The sequence below is a fragment of the Halomonas sp. NPDC076908 genome, from assembly GCF_050269715.1.
Taxonomy (GTDB): domain Bacteria; phylum Pseudomonadota; class Gammaproteobacteria; order Pseudomonadales; family Halomonadaceae; genus Vreelandella.
Map to the genome: position 1 here is coordinate 37,007 of NZ_JBNNIW010000018.1, position 21,530 is coordinate 58,536.

General features: G+C 52.4%; 17 protein-coding genes, 1 tRNA gene and 1 other RNA gene. 8 read left to right on the top strand and 11 right to left on the bottom strand.

The window, feature by feature from the left end; translation table 11 throughout:
• Positions 1-76 precede the first annotated feature (76 nt).
• The 3 genes from ACQKE4_RS11950 to ACQKE4_RS11960 all read left to right on the top strand — a co-directional run bounded on the left by ACQKE4_RS11950 (position 77) and on the right by ACQKE4_RS11960 (position 3,306).
• Positions 77-835 (top strand): DeoR/GlpR family transcriptional regulator, encoded by a 759-nt coding sequence (locus tag ACQKE4_RS11950; protein ID WP_427388583.1) that lies wholly within the window; start codon positions 77-79, stop codon positions 833-835.
• Between the two features lie 121 nt (positions 836-956).
• Positions 957-2,444, top strand: a complete 1,488-nt coding sequence (gene glpK, locus ACQKE4_RS11955; RefSeq protein ID WP_427388585.1) for a glycerol kinase GlpK — start codon at positions 957-959, stop codon at positions 2,442-2,444.
• A gap of 637 nt (positions 2,445-3,081) precedes the next feature.
• Entirely contained in the window at positions 3,082-3,306 is a 225-nt protein-coding gene (locus ACQKE4_RS11960; RefSeq protein ID WP_290835673.1) for a hypothetical protein, read from the top strand.
• A gap of 96 nt (positions 3,307-3,402) precedes the next feature.
• Here ACQKE4_RS11960 and ACQKE4_RS11965 read toward each other — a convergent pair whose 3' ends face one another.
• The 11 genes from ACQKE4_RS11965 to betI all read right to left on the bottom strand — a co-directional run bounded on the left by ACQKE4_RS11965 (position 3,403) and on the right by betI (position 18,383).
• The gene (locus tag ACQKE4_RS11965) at positions 3,403-5,049 is read right to left on the bottom strand and encodes a glycerol-3-phosphate dehydrogenase/oxidase (RefSeq protein ID WP_427388588.1); all 1,647 of its coding nucleotides are present in this window, start codon (positions 5,047-5,049) and stop codon (positions 3,403-3,405) included.
• 126 nt (positions 5,050-5,175) lie between these two features.
• Positions 5,176-6,954 carry an ABC transporter substrate-binding protein gene (locus ACQKE4_RS11970; RefSeq protein WP_427388590.1) on the bottom strand — a complete coding sequence of 593 codons (1,779 nt, stop codon included), beginning with the start codon at positions 6,952-6,954 and terminating at the stop codon, positions 5,176-5,178.
• Between the two features lie 94 nt (positions 6,955-7,048).
• A complete protein-coding gene (locus ACQKE4_RS11975; protein ID WP_427388592.1) occupies positions 7,049-7,321 on the bottom strand; it encodes a DUF2160 domain-containing protein in 273 nt (90 codons plus the stop codon).
• A 12-nt stretch (positions 7,322-7,333) separates the two neighbouring features.
• On the bottom strand, positions 7,334-8,230 hold the full coding sequence (locus ACQKE4_RS11980) for a carbohydrate ABC transporter permease (RefSeq protein ID WP_427388594.1): 897 nt from the start codon (positions 8,228-8,230) through the stop codon (positions 7,334-7,336).
• 1 nt (position 8,231) lies between these two features.
• Complete coding sequence (locus tag ACQKE4_RS11985; RefSeq protein WP_290835663.1) at positions 8,232-9,119, bottom strand: carbohydrate ABC transporter permease; 888 nt, start codon at positions 9,117-9,119, stop codon at positions 8,232-8,234.
• Positions 9,112-10,212 (bottom strand): ABC transporter ATP-binding protein, encoded by a 1,101-nt coding sequence (locus ACQKE4_RS11990; RefSeq protein ID WP_427388595.1) that lies wholly within the window; start codon positions 10,210-10,212, stop codon positions 9,112-9,114. The genes ACQKE4_RS11985 and ACQKE4_RS11990 overlap by 8 nt, the downstream gene beginning before the upstream one ends.
• Positions 10,205-11,302 (bottom strand): ABC transporter ATP-binding protein, encoded by a 1,098-nt coding sequence (locus ACQKE4_RS11995; RefSeq protein ID WP_427388596.1) that lies wholly within the window; start codon positions 11,300-11,302, stop codon positions 10,205-10,207. The genes ACQKE4_RS11990 and ACQKE4_RS11995 overlap by 8 nt, the downstream gene beginning before the upstream one ends.
• Positions 11,303-11,679: 377 nt before the next feature.
• Positions 11,680-14,166: an acyl-CoA dehydrogenase gene (locus ACQKE4_RS12000; protein WP_427388597.1), complete on the bottom strand. Its 2,487-nt coding sequence runs from the start codon at positions 14,164-14,166 to the stop codon at positions 11,680-11,682.
• A 206-nt stretch (positions 14,167-14,372) separates the two neighbouring features.
• Complete coding sequence (betA, locus tag ACQKE4_RS12005; protein WP_427388598.1) at positions 14,373-16,046, bottom strand: choline dehydrogenase; 1,674 nt, start codon at positions 16,044-16,046, stop codon at positions 14,373-14,375.
• Positions 16,047-16,267: 221 nt separating this feature from the next.
• Positions 16,268-17,737, bottom strand: a complete 1,470-nt coding sequence (betB, locus tag ACQKE4_RS12010) for a betaine-aldehyde dehydrogenase (protein WP_427388599.1) — start codon at positions 17,735-17,737, stop codon at positions 16,268-16,270.
• A 49-nt stretch (positions 17,738-17,786) separates the two neighbouring features.
• Entirely contained in the window at positions 17,787-18,383 is a 597-nt protein-coding gene (gene betI, locus ACQKE4_RS12015) for a transcriptional regulator BetI (protein ID WP_427388600.1), read from the bottom strand.
• A 205-nt stretch (positions 18,384-18,588) separates the two neighbouring features.
• Between betI and ACQKE4_RS12020 the strand changes: the two genes are divergently transcribed.
• From ACQKE4_RS12020 to ACQKE4_RS12040, 5 genes are all read left to right on the top strand, one after another.
• On the top strand, positions 18,589-19,527 hold the full coding sequence (locus ACQKE4_RS12020) for a choline ABC transporter substrate-binding protein (RefSeq protein ID WP_427388601.1): 939 nt from the start codon (positions 18,589-18,591) through the stop codon (positions 19,525-19,527).
• 87 nt (positions 19,528-19,614) lie between these two features.
• Positions 19,615-19,691, top strand: a tRNA-Met gene (locus ACQKE4_RS12025).
• A 57-nt stretch (positions 19,692-19,748) separates the two neighbouring features.
• Positions 19,749-19,845: signal recognition particle sRNA small type (gene ffs / locus ACQKE4_RS12030), an RNA gene on the top strand.
• Positions 19,846-20,050: 205 nt separating this feature from the next.
• Positions 20,051-20,653, top strand: coding sequence for a DUF1819 family protein (locus ACQKE4_RS12035; protein WP_427388602.1), 603 nt, complete (start codon positions 20,051-20,053; stop codon positions 20,651-20,653).
• Between the two features lie 163 nt (positions 20,654-20,816).
• Positions 20,817-21,440, top strand: a complete 624-nt coding sequence (locus ACQKE4_RS12040; protein WP_427388603.1) for a DUF1788 domain-containing protein — start codon at positions 20,817-20,819, stop codon at positions 21,438-21,440.
• The last annotated feature ends 90 nt before the right edge of the window (positions 21,441-21,530 follow it).

Consider the following 21,530-nt stretch of genomic DNA (forward strand, 5'->3'; position numbering starts at 1 on the left):
AAGATGTTATTAGGTTACGAAAATTTTGCTACCCTAATACGTTCAGATATCAATAAAAACCGAACAGGCCGGGCTTATGAATCAACAATTTCGTCAAGATGCCATTGTCGAGCTAGTTCGTCAGCACGGCTACATGAGTATCGAGCAGCTTACCGATCACTTTGCGGTCACTCCGCAAACCATACGCCGCGATTTAAATACCCTAGCAGATGATGGCCGGGTACGACGTGTGCACGGTGGCGTAGGTATTGAATCAAGCACCGTTAATACTGCCTATAGCACTCGTAAAACGCTTCACCTGGAAGAGAAAGAGCGTATTGCTCGCTGTTTGGCGCAGCATATTCCTAGCCACTCCTCGCTGTTTATAAATATCGGCACTAGTAATGAAGTGATTGCTCAAGCATTGCTGGAGCACCAAGGCCTAGAGATTATTACAAATAACCTTAATGTCGCCGCTATCTTGCAGCACAAAGAGGACTTCACCGTGATTATCGCCGGTGGCCAGGTGCGCTCTCGTGATGGCGGCATTATTGGGGAAGCCACTATCGACTTTATCAATCAGTTTAAAGTGGATTACGGCATTATCGGCATTAGTGGTATCGACGAGGATGGCTCGCTGCTGGAGTTTGACTATCAGGAAGTACGTGTTGCTCAGGCGATTATTGCTAATTCACGGCGTATCTATTTGGCGGCGGACTACTCTAAATTCCGCCGTAATCCGGTCGTGCGGCAAGGCAATCTGGCACAGCTAGATGCGCTATTTACCGACCGCAAGCCACCCGACGCAATTCAGCGACTGCTCACTCAGCATGATGTGGCGCTACATATTGCCTGAAAGAGCGCCTGATGAGGCTAGTTTCATCCTTGAGCAATGATAGCGGCTGGAGTAGCCTTGAATCATAATAAAGCGAAAGAAATCATACAAAATCGAAACTCCTACAAAAAGCGAACTTGATATGTCCTCTTTTATTCTTGCCATTGATCAAGGTACCACCAGTTCTCGCGCTATCCTATTTGACCGCCAGGGGCAGATTGCTGCTGTCGCCCAGCAGGAGTTCACCCAACACTTCCCCCACGATGGTTGGATTGAGCATGATCCTGAGGATATTTGGGACACGGTTGTGGCAACGTGCCGTGAAGTTATTAAAAAAGCAGCAATTTCCGCTGAGCAGATTGCCGGTATCGGCATTACCAACCAGCGGGAAACGACCATCCTGTGGGATCGCAGCACGGGTAAGCCGCTCTACAATGCCATCGTTTGGCAGGATCGACGCACCTCAGATTTATGCCAGACATTACGCGATAACGGCCATACGGACGCCGTTCAAGCGAAAACCGGTTTGTTGATTGATCCTTACTTCTCGGCGACCAAGCTTGCCTGGATTTTGGATAATGTAGCGGACGCACGCGCCCGTGCAGAGCAAGGCGAGCTTGCCTTTGGCACCGTCGATAGCTTTTTGATTTGGCGGTTAACCGGTGGTCTTCGCCACGTGACTGACGCTACTAACGCTTCGCGTACGGCGCTGTTTAATATTCACACCCAGGAGTGGGACAAAGAGCTGCTGGCGCTATTTAACATCCCCGCCAATCTGCTGCCCGAGGTAAAGGATTCCAGCGATGATTTTGGTACGACTGAGGCCAACTGGTTGGGCGCGTCGTTACCTATTGCTGGGGTAGCGGGGGATCAGCAGGCAGCCTTGGTCGGCCAGGCGTGCTTTAAACCGGGAATGGGTAAAAGTACTTACGGCACAGGCTGCTTTATGATTGTGAACACCGGGGAAACGGCGTCGCTGTCCCGTAATCGGCTGTTGACCACCATTGGCTATCGGCTTAATGGTAAGCCTACCTATGCAATGGAAGGCAGTATTTTTGTTGCTGGGGCAACGGTGCAGTGGTTACGCGATGGGCTCAATCTGTTTGCCGATGCCTCAGAAACCGAGGCGTTGGCCCAGAAAACACGTAGTGGTCACAGCGTTTATCTGGTGCCAGCGTTTACCGGGTTAGGCGCACCTTACTGGGACCCGAAAGCGCGCGGGGCGATTTTTGGTTTAACGCGCGATACCGGTATCGCTGAAATAGTGGCCGCTGGCCTTCAAGCGGTGTGTTACCAAACCCGTGATCTTCAGCACTGTATGAATGACGATATAGAAATCCCGCCAGGCAATTTGCGTGTCGACGGTGGCATGGTGAAAAACAGCTGGGTGATGCAGTTTCTGGCCGATATGCTCGGTGTCCAGGTGGATCGGCCAACTATTCTGGAAACTACCGCGCTGGGCGCTGCCTACTTAGCGGGGCTGCGATTAGGCTGGTATCAGACGCTGGAAGAGATTGAACAGCTTTGGCGCTGTGAGAAAAGCTTTACGCCGACCATGGATGAAACCACCCGTGAAGCGCTATATAAAGGCTGGCTAGATGCCGTCTCACGGGTTCGCTCCACCCCTTAAATAGCCTAAATGCCATTTTTAGGCTATACGTCACCCAGTGGGGAATTATTTCTGCTAGGCAGAGAGCTCCCTCCTACACTATAGATAGCTTATTGATTTCAATTTGAAAAATGAGACATCAAATAACGAATGAATAGTAAATCCACATGAAATTATAAAAAAGCTATTTTTAAGTGCACTACTTAAGAACACTATCTATTTACTATTTCGATTCTTTATAATGTGGCGGCCAATTGTTCAGTTGGCCGTCTTTCTTCGCTTTAAGCGCCCCTCGTGAAAGTATTTAACACAGTTAGTGCTTAATTCTCGCTTATGTAGTTTAGTTACAACCGCCCCTGCGGCCAATGACGCATTGTTCATTTTGCTGCAGTGAACCATAGTCAAGTCATGGATCAGGCGGGTGGCTCGTTATCCCGAAACACTTACTTGATCCCTGCTACAGAACCATAGCGCTTCAGCATAACCCAAGCGCTAAAGGCGAAGGTCTTGAAAAGCTTGTGACCGTTTCGCAGTTACCGAACTGAGCACTTATCCGGCTCAGCATGAGTAGCAACGTCACCATTCGTCATTAATAAGATGGCTGCTTTGAATCCGATTTCGGACGAGCAGCGGATGACCATACCATGAGGTATTACTAATGAACTGCATAGAACTTAGCCAACAAGCCGACAGTATCGCCAGCTCCTTCAGCAAACAAGATCTAGCCAGGCTGGTTGTGGCACTGAAGGGTAGTCGTGAGTCACTGCAACACGCGGTTGAAGTTATCGATACCGTCGATAGCCGCTCAGGTTGCACACTCGAAGAGGCCTGGGATGAAGTACTATCCGGGGATTCTCAGCGACGCATTGAAGATGAAGAGTAAAACGCGATCTTATTAATTAATAAGTGACCTTTAGCCCCCTTATTTAAATAAGGGGGCTTTTTCATTTTCACTATTATTGATAGTAAATCGTTGGGGTTATTGCACCACTACGGAAGGTGTTAATGGCAATGCGGTATCACGGTGTTGTTCAAAATAACGATTAAAACGCTCGTCAGCATCGTCTCCAAATAACACGCGGCAGGCCTCTTTTAAGCCGGTGGATTGGCGCAACTGCTCATGACGCACGACCAGCGATACTTTGGCACGACGACGTAGAAAGTCTTCAAGCTGGGTGATCATCTCGTGATCGCGGGCGTGTTCTAGTTCGCAGCGGATATATTCGGTGCCTTCAATTAGAATTTCGCTTTGCGCGGGGTCTTGGCGAATTTTTTCAAGCATCTGAATGGCTTGATCCGCGTAGCGGCGCCATAGTCGAGTAGAGAGCATCTCTGAAGAGGTGGGCGCCGTCATAGCATCCAGGTTCATACGTTTGGCTTGATCCATAAACTGCTGCTTCACGGGGTCAGGCGGCTCGCCGTACCACTGAAAATCAGGGTCTGTCAGTGTCACGCCCAGGCGGCTAATTTCTTCCGCTATTTCATCCCCAACGTTCAAACAGTCGGTAAGTTTGCCGCCAAAAATGCTGATATGAGCGCTTTCAGTATTGGTATCGACCACATGCTTGCGGGAGAGCTGGAGAAAATCGCGGTCGCTACCCTGGTCGGCTTTAATGGCTAGCGGACGCACACCACAGCGGGTCGAAATAATATCGTCTTGGGTCAGCGGTTTATTCAGCGTAAGACGCTTATTAATGTTTTCCAGCACAAAAGCAATATCGTCAGCGGTGACGTCGACCTCCGGGTGTTCCATATGGGTGTCGGTGGTGCCAATGCAGGTGCGATTGCCCATAGGAATGACAAAGAACAGCCGTCCATCATCGGCAAAGAATGCTAATACGCGCTGGGAGTCGGTTAGCTGCGGGACAATAAGATGAATGCCCTTGGAGTAGAGATGATGGTGAGTCGTTTTTTGCCCGGTCAACTCATTGTGTTGATCTACCCAGGGGCCTGCCGCGTTAATCAATACCTTGGCACGAATATTAAATGTACTGCCATCCATAACGTTGCGCGCTTTGGTGACCCATAAATCATCAACCCGTTCGGCACCGAGTGATTCAACATAGTTGGCAGCGATTGCCCCATAATTAAGGGCCTGGCGCACAAAGTTAAAAACAAAACGGGCATCGTTATCGTGTAAATAGGCGTCAGAGTACTCGAAGCCGCCAATCGAGCCATTGATATCGATAATGGGCTCTTCCTGCTTAATTTTTTTCGGCGAGAGCAGGCGTGGCAGCTTGGTAAAGCCATTGCCCATCAGCCAGTAAAGCCAGGTGCCCGCCCATAGGTAGCGTGGAGAATGGCGGAAACCTTTAGAAATAGTGGTTAGGAAGCGAATTTCCTGCACCGTAGAAGGGTAGCTCTTAATTAAGTGATTACGACTTTTGCATAGTTTACGGACCAGGGAAAAATCCTTGCTTTCCATATACTTAATGCCGCCCCACACCAAGTTGGATGAGTGCATGCTGGTGCTGCCCGCAAAGTCACCGCGATCAATCAGCGCGACTTTTGCGCCTTTACCTGCCAGTGCCGCCGCTGTGGCTGCACCATTAATTCCGCCCCCTATGATCAGGGCATCAAATGTTTCGGTGGGTAATTTCTCTATGTTTCTATTACGCAGTTTCATAGCGGTTCCAATTAACCAATAAAAAGCCCGGTTGCAGTGGGGGTTCTCTCTTATGCAGTGCATGCCGCCAATGAAACACTTGGCAAGGCGGGTATCACACCCGCCTTGCAAGCTATAACGTAGTGATTACTGGCGCGTACCTGCTGCCATCCAGGCTTCCATCATTTCATCGTAAGGAACGGTGGTGCCTTGGGGCATTTCATCATCAAGCTTCGGTTTCGGCGCACCTTCTTGATCCAGCCAGATCTGTGGGTCTTGCTCTTCATTTAGCAGCGGGGCGTAGCTGTCGAAGACATTGGCGCGCGCAAGGCGGCTCATGGTGCTGTCCATCTCGGCAGCAAGCTTATCAAGGCCCTCCTGAGGGGTGACTTCACCGCTCATGACCGGTGCCAGGTTTTGCCACCAGAGTGGTGCCATCCGTGGATAGTCGGGCACGTTGGTGCCGGTCGGTGTCCAGTTGGACTCGTTGGGGCTGCGGTAGAACTCTACCAAGCCGCCAAGCTTAGGCGCCATGTCGGTCATCTGCTCAGAGAAGATGTCCGACTCACGAATCGGCGTTAAACCGTGCATGAGTTTTTCCAACGATACCGTTTTAGACACGGTGAACTGTCCAAACAGCCAAGCGGCGGTGCGACGATCTTCGGGTGTGGAATCAAAGAACGTCCATGCGCCTACATCTTGATAACCCACTTTCATTCCCTCTTCCCAGTAAGGGCCCGTGGGGGAAGGTGCCATGCGCCATAGCGGGTTACCTTCATCATCAGTAACCGCGACCGATGGATCAGTCATATCGGCAGTGAATGCGGTGTACCAGAAGATCTGTTGGGCGATATGGCCTTGGGCAGGTACGGGGCCTGCTTCGCCGAAGGTCATCCCTTGGGCCTCTTCAGGAGCATAGTCACGTAGCCAATCGACTGCTTTTTGCATCGCAAACACAGAAGCAGGTGAGTTGGTAGCCCCGCCTCGACTTACGCTAGCACCGACTGGCTGGCTCTCTTCATTGACGCGAATACCCCAGTCATCCACCGGGTTGCCGAAGGGTACACCGGGGCTGCCCATTCCCGCCATGGAGAGCCAGGAGTCGTGGAAACGCCACCCCAATGATGGATCACGGCGACCATAATCCATATGGCCATACACTTTGGTACCGTCTATCTCACCTACGTCCTCGGTGAAGAACTTGGCGATATCTTCATACGCTGTCCAGTTGGTGGGTACACCTAGTTCATAACCATAAAGCTCTTCGAATTGAGCCATTAAGTCGGGGTCAGTGAACCAGTCATAGCGGAACCAGTACAGGTTAGCGAATTGCTGGGTAGGCAACTGATAGATACTGCCATCCGGCCCAGTGCCGTACTGCAAGCCGATAAAGTCATCCAAATCCAGCGTGGGCAACGTGTAGTCCGCCCACTCGTTCTCCATCGCCTCGGAAAGGTTAATGGTGGTGCCATAACGAATATGTGTGCCGATGGAGTCGGTATCATTTACAAAACCGTCGTAGATGCTGTTGCCTGACTGCATCTGGTTCTGCATGGTATCCACCACATCACCTTCACCAATGATGTTGTGGGTTAGGTTAATGCCGGTAAGCTCACTAAAGGCCCTGGCCAACACTTCGCTTTCATAAACGTGTGTGGTAAGGCCTTCGGCAACGGTTTGAATGTCCATACCGCGGAAGGGCTCGGCTGCATTGGCAAACCACATCAGCTCTTCGATCTGCTCTTCACGGCTCAGCGTTGAGTTTTGGAAGTGTTCATCGACCAAGCGTTCAGCGATGGCGCGGGCATCCTGCTCCTGAGCGGACAGCGCCCCCGATGCCAGCATCAGCCCGGCTGCAAGGGCCGTTAGTTTGAATTTAGTCAGTTTGAATTTAGTCAGTTTGGATTTATTGTAGTGAATTTGCATGTCGACCTCGTTTTGTTGTGTTCTTCCCTGTTGCCTTGGCCATCCTTGATACCGATTTAACGTTGGCTAGGTTGTTTAAGTAGCTTCTTAAACGCTAGCCCCAACGCATCAACACCAGCAGCCATACGGCTGATACCGCTAGTGCAATCCAAATGGATAATGAAGTGAAGCCAATCACTCCCAGGTGGATAAACGCCGCAGAGAGCAGGCTAATAAACAGCCGGTCTCCACGGGTGGTCGCAATGGGTAAAAACCCTTTGCGCTCTATCGTCGGTGACAGAATTTCCCATATCGTCATGCCCGCCAGCATGGCAGCGATAGATGAAAAAAATATGGCTGTCGGCATCGTCCATACCATCCAAGACATGATGTGCTCCCCTCAGGTACGGCCCAGGGCAAAGCCCTTGGCGATGTGGTTGCGAACGAAGTAGACCACTAAAATACCGGGGATAATGGTGAGTACCCCAGCCGCTGCCAAGGTGCCCCAGTCAATACCCGAGGCAGTCGATGTGCGGGTCATAATCATTCCGATTGGCTGGGCGCTGGTGGCGGTCAACGTGCGCGCCAGCAATAGCTCCACCCACGAGAACATAAACAGGAAGAACAGCGTGACGCCAATGCCGGAACGGATCATGGGGATGAAAATCTTGATAAAGAATTTCGGAAAGCTATAGCCATCGATATAGGCGGTTTCATCGATCTCTTTAGGTACGCTGCTCATAAAACCTTCCAAGATCCAGATGGCCAATGGAATGTTGAACAAGCAGTGGGCCAAGGCGACGGCGATATGGGTATCGAACAACCCCACCGAGTAGTAGAGCTGGAAATAGGGCAGTAGAAATACGGCAGGCGGCGCCATTAAGTTAGTTAATAGCCAAAAGAACAGATGTTTGTCGCCAATAAAGGTGTAACGACTAAATGCATAGGCCGCAGGTAATGCCACGCAAATGGTGATGAGCATATTCATCGCTACATAGAGCATCGAGTTAACGTAGCCCATGTACCAACTGGGGTTGGTAAAAATGCCGATGTAGTTATCGAAGGTAAGATTTTGCGGCCACAGCGTCATTGAGCCTAATATTTCGCTATTGGTTTGTAGCGACATATTGATCAGCCAGTAGATCGGCAAAATCATTAATACCAGGTAAAGGCCCAGCAGCAGGCGAGAGCGCCAGCGTGAGCGCGCATTGCGATTGCGCCGTTGCGCCGGAGTAACCTTACTAAAAATCGTATTGTATTTTTCGCCGCGCTGACTGTTTTCGAGTTGGTAGCTCATATTAGGCACCCCCATGCGGCGGTTTGTCTTTCTGCATATTCATAATGGTGGTGTAGAACACCCAGCTCACCAGCAGAATGACCAGGAAGTAGATAAGTGAGAACGCTGCAGAGGGGCCTAAATCCTGTTGACCAATCGCCATCGTCGCGAGCGATTGGCTGAGAAAGGTGGTTGAACTGCCGGGCCCGCCGCCAGTAAGCACAAAGGGTTCGGCGTAGATCATGAATGAGTGCATAAAGCGCAGCAGTACGGCGATCACCAGCACGTTGGTCAGCTTGGGCAGTTGGATATAACGGAACACCGCCCATTTAGAGGCGCGGTCAATGCGGGCGGCTTGGTAGTACGCTTCGGGTATTGAGCGTAGTCCGCTGTAGCAAAGCATGGCGACTAGCGGCGTCCAGTGCCACACGTCCATTAAAATGATCGTTGCCCAGGCATCGCCCGCGTTGCGGGTAATGTTGTAGTTGATGCCCAGCTCGCGCAGGCTCCAGCCCATTAAGCCGATGTCACCACGGGTAAATATCTGCCAGATACTGCCGACCACGTTCCATGGGATTAACAGCGGAAGCGTAATCAAAATCAGCACAGCGGAGGCCTGCCAACCGCGCTTGGGCATAATCAGCGCGATGCCAATGCCCAATGGAATCTGAATGGCCAGAATAATCAGCGAGAATGAGATTTGGCGCAGGAAGGCCGCTTGCAGCGCACTGTTATTTAGGATGCTTTGAAACCACTCGGTGCCGGTAAAAAAGCGTGCATTAGGGCCGAGTACGTCCTGTACCGAGTAATTCACTACGGTCATCAATGGAATCACCGCAGAAAAGGCCACCAATACCAGCATGGGGAGTACCAGCAGCCACGCTCGATTATTAGGTACTTTATTATTCATGGCCGATCTCCACTAAGTATTCGTCGATATACAGCGCTACCTTGGCATGTTCGAAGTGGGCATACGCCTGCACGCTCACTGGCGGGTGACCCTCAGGTAAGCGCGCCTTAAAGGTTTGCTCGTTAAGCTTGAAAGTGAGCAGGGAGTAAGTGCCCAAATCTTGCACGCTGACGATCTGAATCGGCACACTTTCGGCCATCGGACTGGTGGAAATGGTGATAAATTCGGGCCGGATACCCAGCTTGATATTAGTGGAGGAAGCACTGGCAACATCGCGTTTGAGCTGTTCGGTCACGGGTAAGGGCTGGGCTCCGAACATGACCTGCTCTGCGCGATACTCCACCGCCATAAAATTCATGCCGGGGCTACCAATAAAGTAACCGACGAAGGTGTGTGCTGGGCGCTCAAACAGCTCTCTAGGTGTGCCGAACTGCACGACTTGGCCTTCGTACATCACGGCAATTTTATCCGCGAAGGTGGAGGCTTCAAGCTGGTCGTGAGTGACGTAAATCATGGTGATATTGAAGCGTTCGTGAATCTCTTTTAGCTTACGGCGCAGTTTCCACTTGAGCTGCGGGTCGATCACAGTAAGCGGTTCATCAAACAGAATCGCCGTCACGTCATCGCGCACTAGCCCGCGCCCCATGGAAACTTTCTGCTTTTCATCGGCGGTTAAGTTTTTCGCTTTACGCCATAGCAATGGCGTTAGCTCAAGAATATCGGCGACCTCTAACACCTTGGGTTTTACCCGATACTCGGGGGTGTTCATATTGCGCAGTGGAAACGCCAGATTATCGAACACTGTCATGGTGTCGTAGATCACCGGGAACTGGAAAACCTGGGCGATATTGCGCTCTTCAGGAGGCAGTTCATTGACCCGGTGGCCATCAAACAGCACCTCGCCCTCAGAGGGTTCGAGCAAGCCGGAAATGATGTTCAGCAGCGTAGATTTACCACAACCCGAAGGGCCCAATAGCGCATAAGCGCCGCCTTGGTGCCATACGTGATCCATTTGGCGAATAGCATAATCCGCCGCGCTGGTTGGCGTTTTGGTATAGGCGTGAGCCAAGCCTTTAAGGGTGATTTCAGCCATGGGCAGTGACTCCCTTGCGTGTAGGGATATGTACCGTATGGCCCTGGTTATCGAAGGCGTAAAGCTGATGCGTCGGTACGTAAACCGTTAGCGGGTCGTTGACGTTAAACTGATGGATGCCCGCCAAATGGAGTACTAAAGGAAAGCGTTCGTGGTGCACATGCAGAAAGGTTTCAGAGCCGCTGATTTCCGCGACATCCACGTGGACATCAAGGGCTAAATCATCGGCATGCTGGGGCTTTAAGGTAAGGTGCGAGGCGCGTACGCCAAAATCATATTCACCTGGCTCAAGGCGCTGAAGCTTAGCGTCGCAAGGGAAGTGCAGCTTATGGTCAAAGGTGATTTCACCCGCGCTAAGCTTACCAGGCACAATATTGATCGGTGGCTCGGAAAACATTTCAGCGCTGAAACGGCTATTGGGTTCGCGATAGACCTGCTCAGTAGGGCCGTATTGGAGCAGTTTGCCCTCGTGCAGCACCGCGGTATTGCCGCCCAAGGCTAGCGCTTCATTGGGTTCCGTAGTGGCATAAACTGCAATACAGTTACGCGCTTTAAAAAGGTCGCGTAGTTCATCGCGCAGCTCTTCGCGTAGTTTGTAATCCAGGTTAACCAACGGTTCATCAAACAGGATCAAGTCAGCGTCTTTAACTAAGGCGCGTCCCATCGCGGTGCGCTGCTGTTGGCCGCCAGAAAGCTCTTGGGGGAAGCGGTGCAACAAGTGCTCGATATGCAGCATTTCGGCGATTTCGTTAACGCGCTTTTCAATTTCTTTCTTGGGGTGTTTAGCGAGCTTAAGCGGCGATGCAATATTGTCGTAAACGGTGAAGCTCGGGTAATTGATAAACTGCTGATACACCATCGACACATTGCGCTTGCGAACCGAAACGTTGGTGACATCCTTGCCATCCATAATGACCTTACCGCGGGTGGGTGGCTCAAGCCCCGCCATCAGGCGCATTAGCGTTGTTTTACCCGCCAATGTTCGCCCGAGCAGCACATTAAAAGAGCCAGGCTCCAACGCTAGGTCTACACCGCTTATATGCGGTACACCGGCGACGATATGATCGATATTTTGCAAATGTAAGGACATGCCGATCTCGCTAAAGTCATTGTTATTAAAATGTTATGTAAAAATACTGTTTAGCTTTTTGCGGGAAATGTGCGAGCACAATAGGCTTTCAATAACGAAAGGCTAGTTGATCGGTTTCGAACTTGCAATGCATTTTCAGCGTCTATCTATGCGCTTTTAGGCGTAGAAAACCTAGGTTTCATTTACGTGACAGCCATTTCGTAAAACACACTTAGTAATTTTGGCGATTAACGTAGATTTTAGGCTAATGGTTAATCATCCTGTGATCACTTATTTTCGGTTTTAAACATACGACGACACGTATTACGCAGGCGCGTAGGGCAAAAAAAACCGGCTCTTGAAGAAGAGCCGGTAGGTGTTACAGGTTTAAATGAAGCTTACTTGATGCTGGCTTCTTGCTGTGGCTCGACCACGACTGGCTTGCTGTTATGGTCAATTAGCGAGGACTTGTTTTTGGCGAATGCATCGTAGGCGAAATCGTCTACCGTCAGCATTTCCAATACTTCCGCTTCAAAGGTGCGCATAAACTCAGCATCTTCTGGGCTGATCAAGCCTTTCTCCAATCCAGCCTCAATACGCGCTTCAGGATGAAGTGCTGTTTGTGGCAGCTCGCCTTTGGCGTAGGCTTTGTTGACAGTGCGGTAAATTACCTCTGCACGGTCATAATCCACCAGTAGAGCGTTATAACGCGCCAATGGATTGCGCTGTTCGCCGTCATCCGCATCCCAGGTGTTTTCAAGCAGCTTAGTGCGAAGGGCGCTATGCGTAGAAACGCGCGTCGCGATATCGCGTGCTAGATCATCATGGGGTTTATCCCAGCGGCGGCCAGCGGGCATTACCACGGCGTTCAGCGTTTTACCTAGCGCACGGTTGGGCAGGTTATCGAAAATTTCGACAAATGCCTGTTCAGCGCGGTGGAGCAAGAAACGGCAGCTGTAATGAAGCAGTGCTTCTTCACCCTCTACTTTACTACCAGCGTGCCACTGCTTAAGTACCATAGAGAGCAAGTATAGATTAGACAGCACATCGCCCAACCGAGCAGAGAGCATTTCGCGCTTCTTCAAGGCAGAACCCAGGCTTGCCATGGCGGCGTCTGCACACAGGCCAAAACCTGCCGAGAGGCGGGCTACATCCTGGGCATACACCACGGCGGGGCCGTCAAACGGTACGCTGGCTTTACCGATTCCGAAGCCCAGCGTAAAGGCGCGTGCTGCGTTACCGAAGATTAAGCCCGCATGACCGAAGAAGGCTTTATCGAAGGCTTTCATATCGTTAGCGTCTTTCGCCGCCAGCTCATCAAGCACGTAGGGATGGCAGCGGATGGCGCCCTGACCAAAGATCATCAGGTTGCGGGTCATAATATTGGCGCCTTCCACGGTGATCGCCACCGGGTTCGCACTGTAACCAATACCCAGGTAATTACGCGGGCCCAGGGTAACCGCCTTACCGCCATGAACGTCCATGGCGTCGCTAAGCAGCACACGCTGGAATTCGGTCAACTGGCTTTTCAAAATGGCCGAAGGCACTGCGGGTTTTTCGCCGTGATCGATCATGTTGGCTGTTTGGTACACAGTGGCCTGGGAGATATACGCCAGCGCAGCCATGCGAGCGAGCGGCTCCTGTACGCCTTCCATTTCCGCCACTGGCACATTGAACTGGCGACGCACGCGAGTAAAACCACCGCTCCAGCCCAGGGCGTAGCGGGCGGTACCGGTAGCGCCTGAGGGCAGTGTGATGCAGCGACCAATCGAGAGGCACTCCACCAGCATCCGCCAACCTTGGCCGATCATGTCCGGGCCCCCAATAATAGTGTCCAGGGGTACGAATACATCTTTACCAATAATCGGGCCGTTCATAAACGGGCTGCCAATAGGGTGATGACGACGGCCGATTTCCATGCCAGCCGTGTCGCGAGGAATGAGCGCAAGGGTAATACCGCGATCTTCTTCGTCACCGAGCAGTTTTTCAGGGTCGAACAGGCGGAACGCCAAGCCAACTACCGTGGCGATAGGTGCCAGCGTGATCCAGCGTTTCTCAAAATTCAGGCGCAGGCCAAGCACTTCTTCGCCATTGATGACCTGCTTGCAGACCACGCCGGTATCGGGAAGTGACGTCGCGTCAGAACCTGCACGGGGGCCGGTTAGGCCAAAGCAGGGGATTTCACGTCCATCAGATAGGCGTGGCAGGTAGTGATCTTTCTGCTCTTGGGTACCGTATTTCAGCAGCAGCTCGCCGGGGCCGAGAGAGTTAGGCACGCCGACGGTGACCATTAGTGTTTCGTTAGCAGAGAGTTTTTGCAGCACCATGGACTGGGCTTTGGCTGAGAAGCCTAGGCCGCCGTACTCCTTCGGAATGATCATGCCGAAGAAGCCCTCTTTTTTCAGGAAGTCCCAAAGCTGCTGGGGAAGATCGGCACGCTCTTGGGCGATATCCCAGGCGTTGCACATGCCAGCGGCGGTCGCACACTGATTGGCTAGAAAGGCTTTTTCATCGTCACGTAGGCCATCGTCTTTAAAGGCGAGCAGCTTGTCCCACTGAGGCTTGCCTGAAAATAGCTCACCATCCCAAGAGACGCTGCCAGCTTCTAACGCTGTGCGCTCGGTAGCAGAGACTTTAGGTGCTACCTTTTTAAAGGTGGCGAAGATGCGCGGCGTTAGCCACTTGGTACGCAGTGCGGGCAAGCCTGCAGCAGCGACGGCGACGGCTGCAATTAGCAGCAGGACGCCAATCACATTGGCCTCAAACAGCAGGCCAACCAGGCCCAGCACGCCGAGCACTAGCAGGGCAGCAGGTGCGCCTGCTTCGCGGCGCATAACCGTCAGCATGCCGACAATAGCAAGCACAATAAGTAGTAGGGTGAGCATAGACTCTCTCTCTATTTGTGGGCCTTGTTTACGGGCCAACTGTTGTTAATGACATCTTTAATCGAACACTTGTTTGAATATTGGCAGATGGGAGCCATCTGACGCAAGTGTTTAGGCGCGCTTAACACTGCTTGTTACTGTCAGCGTAGACAAAAAATGCCATGGCGATAAGCCATGGCATTTGGAGTGTTAAATGGACTATATGTTCAGGCGCATTTAGCTGGCGCGCCATTGGCGACATAGTAGTCAACGCTGGCGCGTGGGAGCGGTTCATGGCCTTTAATTTGGTCGGCGATCTTCTCTGCCAGCATGATGGTCGGCGCATTGAGATTGCCGGTAGGAATTAGCGGGAACAGTGAAGCATCTACCACGCGTAGGCCGTCAATGCCGTGCACGCGGCCCTGTCCATCCGTTACGGCCATTTCGTCGCTACCCATCCGGCAGCTACCGCAGGGGTGATAAGCAGTTTCAGCATGCGCTTTTACGAACGCATCAAGCTCTGCGTCAGATTGCACATCGGGGCCTGGCGCTATTTCACGCCCCCGATACTGGTCAAACGCTGGCTGGGCGATGATCTCGCGAGTTAAGCGGATAGCGTCGCGAAACTCCTGCCAATCTTTCTCTTTAGACATGTAGTTGAACAAAATGCTTGGCGCGGCGTTTGGGTCTTTGGAGATTAAGCGAATACGGCCGCGGCTTTCGGAGCGCATTGAACCCACGTGGGCCTGAAAGCCATGGGCTTCCACCGCGCTTTTGCCGTTGTAGCTGATCGCGATAGGCAGAAAGTGGTACTGAAGGTTAGGCCACTCTTCTTCATCGTTACTGCGAATAAAGCCGCAGGATTCAAACTGGTTGCTGGCGCCGATGCCGGTGCCATTAAATAACCATTCGGCACCGATTTTTGGCTGGTTGTACCACTTCAGCGCCGGGTAGAGGGAAATCGGCTCTTTACACTCGTACTGAATGTACATTTCCAGGTGGTCCTGGAGGTTCTCACCTACGCCGGGCAGGGCATGAACCGTTTCAATATCAAGTTCCTTGAGCAGTTCAGGGTTGCCAATACCGGAGCGCTGTAAAATCTGCGGGGAGGCAATGGCACCACCGCACAGCAGCACTTCACGGCGAACATAAGCTTGTTGCTTTTCACCTTTTCGCTCATAGCGTACGCCCACCGCTCGCTTACATTCAAACTCAATAATGTCGGTAACGGCGTGCGTTTCAATCGTCAGGTTAGGGCGCTTTTTAGCAGTACCCAGGTAGCCACGGGCAGTAGAGGCGCGACGCCCTTTAGGCGTGACAAAGCGGTCCATGGGGCCAAAGCCCTCTTGTTGGTAGCCGTTAACGTCTTCGGTTTCGGGGTAGCCTGCCTGTTTGCCTGCTTCTATAAAGATGCGATAAAGCGGGTTGTTAGTGTCCTTGGGTGTGGTCACGCTAACCGGACCTTCGCCGCCGTGGTAGCTGTTGGGGCCAATGTCACGGGTTTCGCATTTTTTGAAGTAGGGCAAGCAGCTTAGGTAGTCCCAATCTTCTAGGCCGGGCTGTTTGGCCCAGTTGTCATAATCAAGCGCATTGCCACGGATGTAGCACATACCGTTAATCAATGAGGAGCCGCCCAGACCTTTGCCACGGCCACACTCCATACGGCGGCCATTCATATAGGGTTCGGGGTCGGTTTCAAATGCCCAGTTGTAGCGCTTGCCCTGCAGCGGAAACGCTAGGGCTGCTGGCATTTGGGTACGAAAATCAAAACGATAGTCGGGGCCGCCCGCTTCTAACAGCAGCACGCTAACGCTGCTGTCTTCGGTTAAACGGGTAGCAAGCACATTACCCGCCGAACCTGCACCGATAATGATGTAATCAAATTCGCGTGGTTGAGACATGGTGAGTTACCGAGGCTGAAGATGGGGCGGGGCTTTCTGGCGGAGGCTTTACGCGAGGGCGCTGTGAACCCATCCTTGGGCGCTACTTTTCCCATCTGACCGCCACGGATGGCGGGAATGCCGAAACTGAAGGGATCAGGTTTCGGCCATGGGAAAAGACCCTCGCTACAAGCCACCCCCAGCGCCCTGGTCAGTTATTGCGCGGAAAGTAGTACTTTGATTTAAAACACTGACTCAAAAGGCCCCATCTCGATCTGTACTGACTTGGTCTGGGTATAGTGGTTGAGCGTCTCGATACCGTTCTCACGACCAATACCCGACGCTTTATAGCCGCCTACCGGCATCTCTGAGGGTGACTCGCCCCAGGTGTTAATCCAGCAAATACCTGCCTCGAGCTGGTGAATCACGCGGTGGGCGCGGTTCAGGCTTTCGCTGAAGACACCGGCAGCGAGGCCATAGGTGGTGTCATTAGCGCGACGAATGACGTCTGCTTCGTCATCAAAAGCGAGCACTGACATCACCGGGCCGAAAATCTCTTCACGTACGATGCGCATATCGTCGGTGCAGTCGGTGAACACGGTAGGCGCAGCCCAGGCACCATCCGCAAAGCTGCCGCTGTTCCAATCGTCGCCGCCGACTAACAACCGAGCACCTTGCTGTTTGCCCAGCGCAATATAGGAGAGCACTTTCTCTTGATGCTCGAAGCTGACCAACGGCCCAAAGTTGACGCTTGGATCCATAGGGTCGCCCGCCTTGATGCGCTTAACGCGCTCGACCAGCTTGGCTTCAAAGGCCTCTTTTACACCGCGCTCAACAAATACCCGCGTGGCGTTGGTGCAGATTTGGCCGCTGGAGTAGAAGTTGGCCATCATCGCGGCGTCAGCAGCGCGGTTCAGATCGGCGTCTGCAAAGACCAGTAACGGCGACTTGCCGCCCAGTTCCATGGTGACTTCTTTGAGGCTCGATTCAGCGGCGGCGGCCATTACTTTTTTGCCGGTGCCTGCTTCTCCGGTGAACGATATTTTAGCGATGCCGGGGTGCCCGGTGAGCATCGCGCCAACGCTACCGTCGCCTTGCACAACGTTAAAGACGCCATTGGGTAGGCCTGCTTCGGTGAATATTTCCGCCAGTTTCATCACGGTGAGCGGGGTAACTTCGCTGGGCTTAAATACCACTGCATTTCCTGCAGCCAGTGCCGGAGCGGCTTTCCAGCAGGCAATTTGGATCGGGTAGTTCCAGGCGCCAATGGCACCAATTACGCCCAGCGGTTCTCTGCGGGTATAAACAAACGAGCTATCGCGCAAAGGAATCTGGCTACCTTCGATAGCGGGCGCTAAGCCAGCGTAGTACTCGATAGCATCAGCACCGGTCACGATATCGACACTGGCGGTTTCGCTGATTGGCTTGCCGGTGTTGCGGGTTTCCAGCTCGGCAAGCTCATCGTTGCGCTCTCTTAACAGCGCCACGGCGCGCAGCATAATACGTGAACGCTCCATGCCGGTCATCGAAGCCCATTCGCGCTGACCTCGCTGCGCAGAGATGACAGCGGTATCAACGTCGGCTTGGCTAGCTTGGCCAATAGTGGCTAGCAGGCTGCCATCAAATGGATTGGTAACAGTAAAGGTATTGCCTGAGGTGGCATTTACCTGGCGACCATCAATATAAAGAGGCTGAACATCTAGAGCGGCCATGCTGGTCTCCTAAAAGGTATAAAAATTAGTGTTAACGGTTGGATGCTGACTATTTGCATCCGTGGTAGGCAAAGAGTTGATCTAAATAATTGCGCGCAAGCAGGCGAGCTTGATCGGCATTAAGACCTTCAGGGGAGAGGGCGCCGCGTAACCACAGACCATCAATCATGGCCGCCAACGCGCGAGCGGAATTTCGTGCCTCAGTAGCAGGCATCGCCCTCCGGAACTGGTGGCATAAATTGCTGTAAAGGCGACGGTCATTGACGTTTTGCAAACGCTGTAGCATAGGCTTGTGCATACTACTAGCCCAAAACGCCAGCCATGTTTTGGCAGCGGGGCCTGTCACTTGGGTGCGGTCAAAGTTGCCCTCAATGATTGCCTCAATATGAGCCCGAGGAGTGTCGTCATTTAACGCGTTGCGGCGCACGGCAACGGCATCGGTTAGGTCGGTCAATATTTGCCGCATGGTCGCTTCAAGTAAGCCATCTTTGCCACCGAAGTAGTGACTGATAATGCCAGCGGAGACCCCAGCATGACGCGCAATGCGCATGACGGTCGTTTCGGCCAAGCCGACTTCATCAATAGCGGCCATGGTCGCGTTAATTAACTGCTGACGGCGTATCGGTTCCATTCCCACCTTTGGCACGGTGACCTCCTACAAAGGCTCTACCTAATACGTTGAATGCTTAACCAGGGCTGATGCTTGAAACGGGAGGTTAGGCATGATTACCTAAACATAATGGCATTTTTTTATTGAACGTTCAATCAATAAAGAGGTAGGGATAGATTCTACATGTAGCGCTCAGCTGCGTACAATGGATGTTTGTTTTAGACAATTTAAGGGGACAACGATGATAAGCAAAAACTCTACACGCTATGCAGGTGCCTTATTGCTGGCCGCCGGCTTACCGGCAGTGGCTTACGCAGACGAGTGCAGCAGCGTGCGCTTTGCAGAAGTCGGCTGGACCGATATCACCGCGACCACGGCGCTTGCTAGTGAGGTACTGGAAGGTCTTGGTTATGAGCCACGGGTAGACACGGTTTCCGTGCCGATTGCCTATGCCGGTATGCGTAATGATGATTTTGATGTCTTCTTAGGCAACTGGATGCCTTCTATGGCATCGATTAGCGATCCGTATATTGAGCGTGGTGAAGTCGAGCGCTTAGTGGCCAACCTAGAAGGGGCCAAGTACACCTTGGCAGTGCCGCAGTACGTTTATGATGCAGGTATTACATCGGTCAACGATTTAGCGGAGCACGCTGACCAATTTGAAAGCAATATTCACGGCATTGAAGCGGGCAATGATGGCAACGAGCTGATCGAGCAGATGATTGACGACGACGCCTATGGTTTAGGCGATTGGCAGGTTGTTGATTCCAGCGAAGCAGGCATGCTGGCTGAGTTGCGTTCTCGGGTGCCGAATGAAGAGTGGATGGTGTTTTTAGGCTGGGCGCCTCATCCCATGAACACTAACTTCGAAATGGCCTATCTTTCTGGGGCAGATGACTACTTTGGCCCAGACTTAGGCGGTGCCACGGTCTACACCAACACCCGAGCGGGTTTTGTAGATGAATGCCCGAATGTGGGTGCGCTGTTAAACAACATGACATTTACCTTGGAAATGGAAAACGAGCTGATGAGCGCCATTATGGATGACGGCGTAGATCCTCGTGATGCGGCGCGCAGCTATCTAAAAGCCAATGATGAGGTGCTGGATGCGTGGTTAGAGGGCGTAACTACTCGCGATGGTGAGCCTGGTGCCGAAGCAGTGCGTGCTGCCATTCAATAAGCCAATTTAGTTGAGGAAGGCAAGCTGGAATCCGGCTTGCCTTTCGTAGTTAAGGTAGGCATAATCTGCACCCGTTGATGACGGAAAGGCTACGTAGCTCAGCTGGTTAGAGCACATCACTCATAATGATGGGGTCCCCTGTTCAAATCAGGGCGTAGCCACCACATCAGCTTTAGCACATTCACTTTGCAAGACATCAGAATGTGCCGTTATGGTGGCCCCTTAGGTCCTCCCGCAACGCTAAACTGCGAACCCCGCCAGGCCCGGAAGGGAGCAACGGTAGTGGTGGCTGCGTGTGCCGGGATGTGGCTTTTGGGGCCGCCTCCATTTCTGGTCTACTATTATTTCCAGCTATTGCCGCTGAGTATGCCGAATACTACTTGCAAGTTGGCTCTATATTCCCCTCAAGAGCCCCTTTGACTCACTGATTCCTGGCGATCATGCATCAATACGATGATGCTGTTTATTGAGCTGCGCCCTAATAGGAATAGGACGCTACACGAACGGTATAGGTGAATACTCAGTGACTGGTTCTTTCAGCTACAATTCTGACTTGATCGGCGGTGGGCTGATGGTGCGCGAGAGCCGCGCCGTTGCCGATTTGCTGCTGTCTGATGCCGATGAAGAGCAGTGGCATCAAGCAATCATCGTTGATAACCGCCTTCAGAAGAACCGTCCCGCCACTGCCAAGCGTACAGGGCAGGCGATTCGCAAGCGTCTGGAGAAGCTGGAGCCACCGTTTTGGCAAGCGCTGCGCGATGGCGACGATCAGCTCGCCAGGCAGGTGTCTTTCTGTGCGGCCATGGCACGTAATCTGCTGCTCGTTGAATTCCTCGAAAGTGTCGTCGCTGATGCATTTTTAACGCAGGCGGAAACGCTTCAGGCCTACCAATGGGCTGACTTTTTAGCCGAGCGTACTCATCGCGATAAAGCAATCGCAGGGTGGGCGGAGAGCTCCAGGCGTAAAATGGGTCAGGTGGTATATCGTATGCTGACGGAAGTTGGCGTATTGGAATCCAGCCGATCGCGCAAATTACAGCCACTGTTGCTTCGGCCAGAGATAAAAATCCTGCTTGAGACCTACCAGCACATTCGCTTAAACGCATGTTGTCGCTTGCTGAGATAGGTACTCATATCACAGGTCTGCTTGTCAAAAAGCCGTGGCTTCGTCAAAACGCGGCTAAGTAGATCTTGCAAGCTGTGTCGCTGGCGGCATAGTCTTGCTTAATCAGCCGTTTGGATTAGACAACCTCTCGCATCACACATGCCTGACACAGGGACGCATCCGCATGTCACAGAGCGCTCATTACTCAGACCTTGGTGGTTTCAAATACCCCGAGGATGACCTTCTTCGGGCACGGTTGAACCAGGTGGCTGAAAAAATCTCTCAGCCCGACTTTCTAGCAGGTCAGGGTTTGGGTAATGAAATTGGCTTCTGGATTTTTGATTACGCGCCCGAACATGAGCTGCAGGTGCGTGCCTATCTGAATTTCCTCCCCTCGTTAATGGCACGGCAGCACCCTGATATCAAAATGGCACAGGTCAACCTGCTGGAAGTCCTAAAGGATTACCTGGCCGAGCGCGGCTTCCTGGATAAAGCCATTGCCATGCAAAAAAGCAAAGGCGATGCAGCACTGCTCAAGGCGCTGCGTGGGCCACTGCACATGGATAAGTTTGCTCCCTATCTGCTCCGACACTCCCTGTCGCATGACCCCGATATCGTACTGTTTTCCGGTGTGGGTAGCCTATGGCCCATGGTGCGTGCGCACAGCTTGCTAAATGCGCTACACGGGCCACTCGGTCATAAGCCGTTGGTGCTGTTCTATCCAGGCCGTTACGATGGGCAGACGATGTCGCTGTTCAAGCGAATGGAAAGCAATAACTACTACCGTGCGTTTGCGCTTGTGCCCTAGCGCAACGGGTGGCGGAATTCGGTGTGTTGTATTCGCTCGCTGAGGAGTGGCCTTCAAAACTCCGAGATCTCTTGGCTTGAAACATCCAAG

Bases quoted from the DNA above. Each gene is read 5' to 3' on its own strand.
- ACQKE4_RS11970 (WP_427388590.1), bottom strand. From the start codon at position 6,954: ATGCAAATTCACTACAATAAATCCAAACTGACTAAATTCAAACTGACT.
- ACQKE4_RS11980 (WP_427388594.1), bottom strand. From the start codon at position 8,230: ATGAGCTACCAACTCGAAAACAGTCAGCGCGGCGAAAAATACAATACG.
- ACQKE4_RS11960 (WP_290835673.1), top strand. From the start codon at position 3,082: ATGAACTGCATAGAACTTAGCCAACAAGCCGACAGTATCGCCAGCTCC.
- ACQKE4_RS11985 (WP_290835663.1), bottom strand. From the start codon at position 9,119: ATGAATAATAAAGTACCTAATAATCGAGCGTGGCTGCTGGTACTCCCC.
- ACQKE4_RS11950 (WP_427388583.1), top strand. From the start codon at position 77: ATGAATCAACAATTTCGTCAAGATGCCATTGTCGAGCTAGTTCGTCAG.
- betB (WP_427388599.1), bottom strand. From the start codon at position 17,737: ATGGCCGCTCTAGATGTTCAGCCTCTTTATATTGATGGTCGCCAGGTA.
- betA (WP_427388598.1), bottom strand. From the start codon at position 16,046: ATGTCTCAACCACGCGAATTTGATTACATCATTATCGGTGCAGGTTCG.
- ACQKE4_RS11990 (WP_427388595.1), bottom strand. From the start codon at position 10,212: ATGGCTGAAATCACCCTTAAAGGCTTGGCTCACGCCTATACCAAAACG.
- ACQKE4_RS12040 (WP_427388603.1), top strand. From the start codon at position 20,817: ATGTCACAGAGCGCTCATTACTCAGACCTTGGTGGTTTCAAATACCCC.
- glpK (WP_427388585.1), top strand. From the start codon at position 957: ATGTCCTCTTTTATTCTTGCCATTGATCAAGGTACCACCAGTTCTCGC.
- ACQKE4_RS12020 (WP_427388601.1), top strand. From the start codon at position 18,589: ATGATAAGCAAAAACTCTACACGCTATGCAGGTGCCTTATTGCTGGCC.
- ACQKE4_RS11965 (WP_427388588.1), bottom strand. From the start codon at position 5,049: ATGAAACTGCGTAATAGAAACATAGAGAAATTACCCACCGAAACATTT.
- ACQKE4_RS11975 (WP_427388592.1), bottom strand. From the start codon at position 7,321: ATGTCTTGGATGGTATGGACGATGCCGACAGCCATATTTTTTTCATCT.
- ACQKE4_RS12000 (WP_427388597.1), bottom strand. From the start codon at position 14,166: ATGCTCACCCTACTACTTATTGTGCTTGCTATTGTCGGCATGCTGACG.
- ACQKE4_RS11995 (WP_427388596.1), bottom strand. From the start codon at position 11,302: ATGTCCTTACATTTGCAAAATATCGATCATATCGTCGCCGGTGTACCG.